At 55.4% G+C, this 9737-nt stretch carries 8 protein-coding genes; 4 read left to right on the forward strand and 4 right to left on the reverse strand.

The genetic code is table 11. The annotated features are described in order from the left end of the window. Both CXF87_RS10730 and uvrA read right to left on the reverse strand, forming a co-directional pair. The coding region (locus tag CXF87_RS10730; protein ID WP_101146641.1) for a Crp/Fnr family transcriptional regulator at positions 1-714 on the reverse strand (714 nt) is incomplete at its 3' end. A gap of 161 nt (positions 715-875) precedes the next feature. Then, a complete protein-coding gene (gene uvrA / locus CXF87_RS10735) occupies positions 876-3722 on the reverse strand; it encodes an excinuclease ABC subunit UvrA (RefSeq protein WP_008959210.1) in 2847 nt (948 codons plus the stop codon). A 184-nt stretch (positions 3723-3906) separates the two neighbouring features. Here uvrA and CXF87_RS10740 point away from each other — a divergent pair, with 184 nt between their 5' ends. The 4 genes from CXF87_RS10740 to CXF87_RS10755 all read left to right on the forward strand — a co-directional run bounded on the left by CXF87_RS10740 (position 3907) and on the right by CXF87_RS10755 (position 7670). Beyond that, entirely contained in the window at positions 3907-5286 is a 1380-nt protein-coding gene (locus CXF87_RS10740) for an MFS transporter (protein WP_101146642.1), read from the forward strand. A 73-nt stretch (positions 5287-5359) separates the two neighbouring features. Then, positions 5360-5989: a single-stranded DNA-binding protein gene (gene ssb / locus CXF87_RS10745; RefSeq protein WP_101146643.1), complete on the forward strand. Its 630-nt coding sequence runs from the start codon at positions 5360-5362 to the stop codon at positions 5987-5989. 53 nt (positions 5990-6042) lie between these two features. After that, positions 6043-6933, forward strand: a complete 891-nt coding sequence (locus CXF87_RS10750) for a sugar nucleotide-binding protein (protein WP_101146644.1) — start codon at positions 6043-6045, stop codon at positions 6931-6933. Continuing rightward, on the forward strand, positions 6930-7670 hold the full coding sequence (locus CXF87_RS10755; protein ID WP_101146645.1) for a lysophospholipid acyltransferase family protein: 741 nt from the start codon (positions 6930-6932) through the stop codon (positions 7668-7670). The genes CXF87_RS10750 and CXF87_RS10755 overlap by 4 nt, the downstream gene beginning before the upstream one ends. A 91-nt stretch (positions 7671-7761) precedes the next feature. Here CXF87_RS10755 and fabB read toward each other — a convergent pair whose 3' ends face one another. Both fabB and fabA read right to left on the reverse strand, forming a co-directional pair. Then, a complete protein-coding gene (gene fabB, locus CXF87_RS10760) occupies positions 7762-8979 on the reverse strand; it encodes a beta-ketoacyl-ACP synthase I (protein WP_101146646.1) in 1218 nt (405 codons plus the stop codon). A gap of 13 nt (positions 8980-8992) precedes the next feature. Beyond that, positions 8993-9508 (reverse strand): 3-hydroxyacyl-[acyl-carrier-protein] dehydratase FabA, encoded by a 516-nt coding sequence (gene fabA, locus CXF87_RS10765; protein WP_008959204.1) that lies wholly within the window; start codon positions 9506-9508, stop codon positions 8993-8995. Between the last annotated feature and the right edge of the window lie 229 nt (positions 9509-9737).

Genomic DNA, 9737 nt, shown 5'->3' on the forward strand with positions numbered 1-9737 from the left:
GTTGTCGGTGAGATAACAGTCATCAAATTGGCCTTCGGCACATAATGCCGCTAAGTCCGGAATGGTTAGGTGATGACGATCACGGAATACTAACTCGCTTTCACTGAGGGCGGTAAACGTTCGGCTTACGTGCACGGGGCTCAGGCCAAGTACATCGGCCAACTGCTCTTGAGAGAGGGGTAGGCGAAACTGATTACTAATATCGGTATTAGTTTGGCGTAGCCGCAAATACATCTCGTAGAGAAAATGCGCCATTTTCTGGCGGGCACTGCGTCTTGCCAAGGTGACCAGCCGCTCGGTCATCAGCGCCTGTTGGCGGCTACCAATAGCAAACATCACCGATGTAAGGGGGAGCGACTGACGGAAAATATCCAGCATACGTTTATGCGGGAAGTGGCAAACCACACCATCATCAATCATGCGCACATTCTCTAGGCGCTCGGAGAAGGCAAACTCGCGCAGACCAATAATGTCACCCGGCAAAAACACTTCCAGAATCTGCCGATCACCATTTTCTAAGTGGCGGTAGGAGAAGGCCCAGCCACTTTTTAGCGTGCAGAACTCATTGGCCGCATCGCCCATTTCCCATAGGATCGTGCCAGATTTTATAGTGCTTGGACTCTCTTCAAGCGAGAGGAGTAATTTTTTTTCCTCCTCCTTCAACGAGCAATAGTGACTGAAGTGCTTGATAATACAGCTTTTTTCTTCGTTCATGGCCTATCCCTCTAAGAGAGGTTTACTTAATATAACTAACTATTAGCTGCTCGTCGCAATACACAATAAGGCGGCTTACTGCGTTGTTCAATACATAGGGCAGTGGGCTCCTTTACTCAGGGGCGCGCGTGCGCGCCCAACTCCGAAAAAAGACCTAAAGGTTATCGCTTGGTTGCTCGTTTGCCACGCGCTAGTAGCGGCGCTAAGAAATGCCCGGTATGCGAGACTTTCTGTTTTGCGAGCTGCTCCGGCGTGCCTTCAGCGATAATCTGACCGCCACCTGAGCCCCCTTCGGGGCCGAGATCGACAATCCAATCGGCCGTTTTGATCACATCAAGATTGTGCTCAATCACTACGATAGTGTTGCCATGATCGCGCAGGCGGTGGAGCACCGTCAGCAATTGGCGAATATCTTCAAAATGCAGGCCGGTGGTTGGCTCATCGAGAATATACAGCGTTTTGCCGGTATCACGCTTGGCTAACTCACGGGCGAGTTTCACCCGCTGCGCTTCGCCGCCCGACAGGGTGGTAGCGCTTTGCCCCAGGCGGATGTAGGAAAGCCCCACGTCGAGCAAGGTTTGCAAACGACGGGCAATAGCGGGCACTGGGCTGAAGAATTCCAGCGCGTCTTCCACGGTCATGGTCAGCACTTCGTGGATCGTTTTGCCTTTGTAGTGAATATCCAGCGTTTCACGGTTATAGCGCTTGCCTTTACAGACGTCGCAGGGCACATAGATATCGGGTAGAAAGTGCATCTCCACCTTGATCATGCCTTCCCCCTGGCACGCCTCGCAGCGCCCGCCTTTCACGTTAAAGCTGAAACGGCCGGGCTTGTAGCCCCGCGAACGCGCTTCCTGGGTGCCCGCAAATAGCTCGCGGATCGGTGTGAAAATACCGGTATAGGTAGCCGGGTTGGAGCGTGGGGTTCGCCCAATCGGACTCTGGTCAATATCGATGACTTTATCGAGTTGATCGAGCCCTTCGATTTTTTCATAAGGTGCGGCGGTCAGCGTGGTCGCGCGGTTTAGCTCGCGAGCCGCAATCGGCATTAGCGTGCCGTTGATCAACGTCGATTTACCCGAGCCCGAAACGCCGGTAATGGCGATAAACAGCCCCAGCGGCAACGTTAGCGTCACGTCCTGCAGGTTATTGCCGGTGGCGCCGCGTAGCACTAATTGCTTTTCTGGATTGCCGGGAATGCGGTAGGGCGGTACGGCGATTTCCCGTGTGCCGGAAAGATACTGGCCGGTCAGCGAGTTGGCATTATCCATTATGTCCTGGGGCGTGCCCTGGGCGACGATTTCACCACCGTGGACGCCTGCACCGGGGCCGATATCCAGCACGTGGTCGGCGGCACGAATAGCATCTTCATCGTGCTCTACCACAATCACGGTATTGCCCAAATCGCGCAGCCGCTCAAGGGTTTTCAACAGCCGGTCATTATCGCGCTGGTGCAAGCCAATCGACGGCTCATCAAGAATGTACATGACCCCGACTAAGCCTGCGCCTATCTGGCTGGCCAGACGGATACGCTGGGCCTCGCCGCCAGAAAGCGTGTCGGCGCTGCGCTCCAGATTAAGGTAATCCAGCCCCACATTGACCAAAAACTCTAGCCGAGCGTGAATTTCATGAACGATTTTATCGGCAATTTCACCTTTACGGCCGGGTAGTGTTAGATCAGCAAAGTAGCGCCAAGCCTCGCCAATCGGGAAACGGACGATGTCGGCGATATTGTGGTCATCCACATAAACATGGCGCGACTCTTTGCGCAGCCGCGAGCCATTACAGGTGGCGCAGGGCTGTACCGCGATGTATTTGACCAGGTCATCGCGCACCATGTTGGATTCGGTTTCCCGATAGCGGCGCTGCATATTAGGCAGCACGCCCTCAAAGGCGTGTTCACGGGTCACTTTGCGGCCGCGGTCGCCCACGTAGACAAACGGAATCTGCTCGTCGCCGCTGCCGTTTAAGATAACCTCCCGCTCATGGCGGGCAAGCTCTTGCCAAGGCGTTTCCAGCTCAAAGCGGTAGTGCTTGGCCAGCGCCTGGAGCTGGGTAAAGTAGTAAATATTGCGTCGATCCCAGCCTTTGATGACGCCTTCGGCAAGCGAAAGCTCTGGGTGGCTGATCAGCTTGTCCGGGTCGAAGTACTGCTGAACGCCCAGCCCATCGCAGGTGGGGCAGGCGCCCGCCGGGTTGTTGAACGAAAACATGCGTGGCTCAAGTTCTGCCAGCGAGTAGCCACATACCGGGCAGGCAAAGCGTGACGAAAAGGCAATATCGTCGCGCTCACCGTCCATAAAGTGAATCATGGCGGTGCCGTCAGCGAGGTTCAGCGCCGTTTCAAAGGACTCCGCCAGCCGCTGGGCGAGGTCATCGCGCACTTTGAAGCGGTCAACGACGACGCTAATATCGTGCTTTTTGCGCTTATCCAGCGGGGCGATATCATCCAGCTCCAGCACCTGGCCGTCGATCAGCGCGCGCACAAAGCCCTGGGCGCGCAGCTCTGCTAAAAGCTGCAAGTGTTCGCCCTTGCGCCCTTTGACTACCGGCGCCAGCAGCATCAGCTTGGTGCCTTCGGCAAGGTTCATCACCTGATCAACCATCTGTGAGATAGTCTGGGCTTCAAGGTCTTCGCCGTGCTCGGGGCAGCGGGGCGTGCCTGCGCGGGCGAACAGCAGGCGCAGGTAGTCGTAAATTTCGGTGATGGTGCCCACGGTTGAGCGTGGGTTGTGGGAGGTGGACTTCTGCTCAATAGAGATCGCAGGCGAAAGCCCTTCAATGTGATCCACATCGGGCTTTTCCATCATCGACAGGAACTGGCGCGCATAGGTGGAGAGTGACTCCACATAGCGGCGCTGCCCCTCGGCGTAAAGCGTGTCAAACGCCAACGATGATTTACCCGAGCCGGAGAGGCCGGTAATCACAATCAGCTTGTTACGGGGCAGTTCCACATCGATCTGCTTGAGGTTGTGGGTGCGGGCACCCCTGACCAGAATGCTGTCCATCAACACCTCGAATCGCGCGGCAAAAGCGCGATTATACGTTTGCAAGCCCCCTCCCGGCAAAACGGCTTTCATAACCTGCGGCAACTCGTGCCGTTTCCAGCGCAAGCCCAAACCGCTAGAATAGGCAGATTGTCTCGATCCATGCTGACTCACCCCATGCTTATCCACCATATAAAAGGGCATTATGCGCAAGGTTTCCGCACTATTGCTGGCTTCTGAACGCCGTGCGATCAGCGGTTTGGCCGGGCTCTATGCGTCTCGCATGCTGGGCCTGTTCATGGTGCTGCCCGTGCTGGCGCTCTACGCTGATACGCTGGCGGGGGCGACACCGCTATTGGTGGGCGTCGCACTGGGCATCTATGGGTTGACCCAGGCGACGCTGCAAATCCCGTTTGGCTTACTCTCTGATCGCATTGGCCGCAAGCGAGTTATCGCTATGGGGCTGGTCATTTTTGCACTCGGCAGCGTGGTCGCGGCGCTCTCCGATAGCATTGCTGGCGTAATCGCCGGGCGAGCGTTGCAGGGCGGTGGCGCAGTGGCCGCGGCGATTATGGCACTACTGGCGGATCAAACCCGTGAGGAAATCCGCACTGCCGCCATGGCCACCATTGGGCTTTCAATTGGCGTTTCGTTTGCCATTGCCATGGTGCTGGGGCCATGGCTTGCCGCCTGGGCGGGGCTGGCTGGCGTGTTCTGGTTTACCGCGCTGCTGACGCTGGTAGGGTTGCTGGTACTGTGGCGCTGGGTGCCTGCCGCGCCGCGGCGGCGTCGTCACCGTGATGTAGGTATGGATCGCCAGCAGTTTAAAAGCGTGATCACCCGCCCCGATTTATGGCGGTTGGATTTATCGATTTTTGCCCTGCATCTGGTGCTGATGGCGATATTTGTCGCGGTGCCTTTTCGGCTATTGAACGCTGGCGTGGTGATTGAGTATCACGGGCTGGCGTATCTTGGCATTATGGCGCTATCGTTTGTGGCGATGGTGCCGCTGATTATTGTGGCCGAGAAGCAGCAACGCATGCGGTTGATGTGCCTGGGGGCGATCGGCGCTATTGTGATTAGCTTAGCGGGGCTGGGGTTGCCACTGTCGCCGGGCTATTGGCTATTTGTCTGGTTGTTTGTGTTCTTCACCGGCTTTAACTTGCTGGAAGCCACGCTACCTTCCATGCTCAGTAAGCTGGCCCCAGCGGGCGCGAAAGGAACCGCCATGGGCGTGTATTCCACCAGTCAATTTTTAGGCGCTTTTTTAGGCGGTACACTAGGCGGTTTACTGGCGCATTATGGGGGCCTCAACGCGGTTTTTATTGGCTGTGCAGGGCTTGCGCTATGCTGGTGGATCGCCATGTGGCGGATGCCTTCACCACCCCCGCTCTCCAGCGAAGTGGTGGCACTGCACGAGACACAGGCAGACGCACTCGACCTATTGATGGAACATTTAGCCGATGTGGTCGGTGTAGAAGACGTCATGGTGGTGCCGGAAGAGCGTTTAGTCTATTTAAAGGTGAACCGTCAACAGCTTGATCAGGCAGCGTTAACTCGTCTGATGGCGCCACCCAAATCTTAACCCAGCCCGGCCGATAAAAGCGTGACGGTGGTTGGCAATAAACTCTACATGACAGCTATTAAAGGAGCGTCTTATGGCTCGCGGCATTAACAAGGTCATATTGATTGGCAACCTCGGGCAGGATCCAGAGGTGCGTTTCACACCCAGCGGTACCGCCGTGGCCAACTTGAACTTGGCGACCACCGATACCTGGATGGATCGCCAGAGCGGTCAGCGCCAAGAGCGCACCGAATGGCACCGCGTGGTAATGTTCAATAAAACCGCCGAAATTGCCCAGCAGTACCTGAAAAAAGGCTCCAAAGTCTATATTGAAGGGCGCCTGCAAACTCGTAAGTGGCAGGATCAAAACGGCCAGGATCGCTATTCGACAGAGATTGTCGCCAACGATATGCAAATGCTTGATGGTCGCAGTGGTGACTTCCAAGGTGGAGGCGCCGGGCAAAACAGCTATCCCCAGAACGCTCCTCAGAATGCGCCCCAAAACGCGCCGGCCCCCAATAACCAAGGCGGCGGTTATCCGCAGCAGGGCGGTGCTCCTCAGGGCGGAAACTACCCAGACGGGCAGAACCCGCAGCAGCCTCGCCCCGCACAGCCAGCGCCCCAGCAGGGCAACCAAGCACCGCCGCCCAACCAGCAGAACAGCAGCTACGGTGCACCTGACCCGGGTAACTTCGACGACTTTGACGACGAGATACCGTTTTAAGTGCACTATTCACCCAATAGTGTAGAGCTGAGCGTGAGTAAGGGGAAAGCGTCTTGAAATTGCTTATATTGGATGCCGGACACTGCTTAAGCTTGGCACTGGCCCGGGAAGCAAGCCGTCGCGCCGATACAGAATTAGTCATTGAGCAAGGGACAACCATCACGCCGTCGCGCCTTGAAGCGATTGCGCCTGACGCAGTGGTTATTCCACCGTTGGCACATCCCTTAAATATGGCGCCAGCGGAGGTCACTGCTCATGCGGATGCAGTCGATAGCTGCTTAGATGCTTGCCTATCTCAAAATGTAGCGTTGGTATGGTGTGTGTCTGATCAGCTCTACGAAGATGGCCTGGAAGTCCCTATTGATGAGCATGTAGTGCCTGCACCACGAGACGACAGCCTGCGCCGTCTGGTACAAACCGGTGACCGTATACGGGCGGAGTATCAGAGGCATCTGATTGTGCGTCTAGGCCCGCTGTTTGCTTTGGAAGGCAGTCATGCGTGGCTCAATGACATCATCGGTAACTTAGTGCTCGGGAAGCCAGTGCGGGCAGCAGAAGACGTGATCTTTTGCCCGACGTCGGCGGATGCCGTCGCCATGGCGCTGATTGGTATGTTACAGCAGCAGGCCAGCGGGGCGGGTGCGTGGGGCGCCTACCATCTCGCTGGCACCGAGCCGGTTAGCGCCTTTACCTTTACCTCCATGGTGCGGACCCAGTTGTTAACCCATCTTGAAGGCCGCGGTGAGCAGATTACTCTCGGTGAGGTGCAGCCGCTTAAACACCATCATGATGCCAAGCTTCGGCGCGTTTTAAATTGTCGCCGTGTGTTGGATGTCTTTGGTGTCCATCAAAAGCCATGGCGGTTAGAGGCTGGGCGTATGTTGGATGCGTGGTGTTTAATCCGTGAGAATAATCGTGTCAGCGATACAGGAGCATCGGCTTGATAAATGTGGTTCGCAGCCTGGTATTTTATGCTGGCTATTTTTTTGCCATGCTGATGATTGGCATTCTGTTTTTACCCATTGCGCCGTTTCTTCCGCTCTCTGGTCGCTACCGCTTACTCAATCTGTATAACTACTTTTTGATGGTGTGGTTTCGTATTGCCTGTGGCGTCCGCTATGACATACAAGGGCGAGAAAATCTCCCCAGCGGCCCCTGTGTCATTCAAGCCAATCACCAGTGTGAATGGGAAACGGTATTTCTGCAGGTGATGAAGCCGCCAGTGTGTACCGTCCTTAAACGGGAATTGCTGCGCCTACCTATCTTCGGCTGGGGATTACGTTTGCTCCGCCCGATCAGCTTGGATCGCTCTAAACCGGCGCGGGCGATGAAGCAAGTGCTTACGCAAGGCGTAGAACGTCTTGGTACCGGCATGTCTGTGTTGATCTTTCCGGAAGGAACGCGAGTAGATCCGGGTATCCGTAAACGCTATAACAAAAGTGGCAGCGTGGTGGCGTGCCGTGCGGGAGTACCGGTCTTGCCGGTGGCTCATAATGCTGGCGAGCGCTGGCCGGGGCGCCACTGGGTTAAGCGGCCAGGCGTATTGCGGGTGCGTATCGGTAAGCCTATTGAGACGGCGGGGCGCATGCCCGATGAAGTGCTCGCAGAAGTGGAAGTGTGGATCGAAGCGCAGTTACAGGAAATTTCTGATGTGCCGCGGCCTACCACTCGTCAAAGCTGACGCGATATACCGAGCTAGTTAGACTATTAAGCAACAATGGCGCCCACTGGGCGCCATTGTTGTCTTCAGCATGCCTGTTGTCTTATCAGCGTTAATCGTTAAAGCGCTGGAAGACTAAACATGCATTAGTGCCGCCAAAGCCGAAGCTATTAGACAAGGCACGCTCTATTGTCACGTTATCTCGACGTTTGGTGACAATATCAAAGCCGTCGGCCTGCTCATCCAAGTTGGCGATATTCGCCGATGCAGCGACAAAGTTATGTTGCATCATCAGCAGCGAATAGATCGCTTCCTGTACACCGGTAGCGCCAAGGGAGTGACCGGTCAGCGATTTGGTTGAGCTCATCGCGGGTGTCGTATTACCAAACACTTCACGTATTGCTTTTAGCTCGGCCACATCGCCCACGGGGGTAGAGGTACCGTGCGTATTAATGTAATCGATCTTACCCTCTACGGTAGCCATTGCCTGATGCATGCAGCGCATAGCACCTTCGCCTGAAGGAGCCACCATATCGTGGCCGTCAGAGGTGGCGCCGTAGCCAACTAACTCGCCGTAGATCTTGGCACCACGCGCTTTAGCGTGCTCAAGCTCTTCCAACACCAGCATGCCGCCACCGCCTGCAATCACGAAACCGTCGCGGGCGTTGTCGTAAGGGCGCGAGGCTTGCTCTGGGGTATCGTTATAGTGTGTTGAGAGCGCGCCCATGGCATCAAACAGGCAGGAGAGCGTCCAGTGTTCCTCTTCACCGCCACCTGCAAACACTACATCCTGCTTGTTAAGCTGAATTTGTTCCATCGCGCTACCAATACAGTGTGCTGAGGTAGCACAGGCAGAGGAGATGGAGTAATTCACGCCCTTGATTTTAAAGGGTGTCGCCAAACAGGCGGAAACGGTGCTGCCCATTGTCCGCGTCACGCGATAAGGGCCAACGCGACGCAGGCCTTTCTCACGCAGTACGTCGGCAGCTTCCACTTGGTTAGCGCTTGAAGCACCGCCGGAGCCAGCAATAAGCCCTGTCCTCTCGTTGGAGACTTGCTCCTCAGAGAGCCCCGCGTCTTCAATGGCCTGGGCCATTGAAACATAGGCGTAGGCAGCTGCATCGCCCATAAAGCGGCGCAGTTTGCGGTCGATGAGTGCGTCAAGATCGATATCGACGCTGCCAGCCACATGGCTACGGAAGCCACGCTCGGCGTACTCTTCCTTAAAACGAATACCGCTACGCCCAGTTTTGAGCGCGTCCAGGACCTGTCGTTGGTCGTTGCCAAGGCAAGATACAATGCCAAGGCCGGTGACTACCACTCGTCGCATGGGAGCCTCCTGTTCAGAAATTCGCAGTGGAGGTGAATAGGCCAACGCGCAGATCATTAGCCTGATAAATGTCGCGTCCGTCGACGGATACTGTGCCGTCGGCGATACCCAAGATGAGTCGTCGGGTAATAATACGCTTAATATTAATACTATAGGTCACTTTTTGTGCATCTGGCAGGATCTGCCCGCTGAACTTGACCTCGCCACAGCCGAGTGCACGTCCGCGCCCTGGGTGGCCTAACCAGCCAAGATAGAAGCCGACTAGCTGCCACATGGCATCTAGACCTAAACACCCAGGCATAACGGGGTCTCCAGGGAAGTGGCAGTCAAAGAACCACAAGTTAGAGCTAATATCCAGCTCGGCGATCAGTTCGCCCTTGCCATGCTCTCCGCCTTCTTCATGAATGTGCTTAATGCGATCAAGCATCAGCATATTAGGCGCTGGGAGCTGTGCATTACCGGGGCCGAATAGCTCGCCGCGTGAGCAGGCCAGCAGTTCTTCGCGATCAAAGGAGTGTTGCTTGGTCACTGAATCGTTCCGAATATCAAAATGGTTGTTTGGCTAGTCTACTTCCCGAAACCGCTGAATGCACGTAACTGGCTATTTATCGCTTATATCTGAAGATTTTAGCGTTTTGGCCGATAGCACTATAGTAGAAGACTTTATTCAAAAGCTGTCGTTTATGCACAATAAATGTCGCATTGCCGTAATATAGAGTATCCAAGTTTTTGATTAGGCGGCATGATCAACATGGCAC

Origin of the sequence: Halomonas sp. MES3-P3E, from assembly GCF_002836035.1 — a bacterium.
GTDB classification, from domain to species: Bacteria; Pseudomonadota; Gammaproteobacteria; order Pseudomonadales; family Halomonadaceae; genus Vreelandella; species Vreelandella arctica.

Coding starts and splice junctions, on each gene's coding strand:
- fabB (WP_101146646.1), bottom strand. CDS start 8,979: ATGCGACGAGTGGTAGTCACCGGCCTTGGCATTGTATCTTGCCTTGGC.
- ssb (WP_101146643.1), top strand. CDS start 5,360: ATGGCTCGCGGCATTAACAAGGTCATATTGATTGGCAACCTCGGGCAG.
- uvrA (WP_008959210.1), bottom strand. CDS start 3,722: ATGGACAGCATTCTGGTCAGGGGTGCCCGCACCCACAACCTCAAGCAG.
- CXF87_RS10740 (WP_101146642.1), top strand. CDS start 3,907: ATGCGCAAGGTTTCCGCACTATTGCTGGCTTCTGAACGCCGTGCGATC.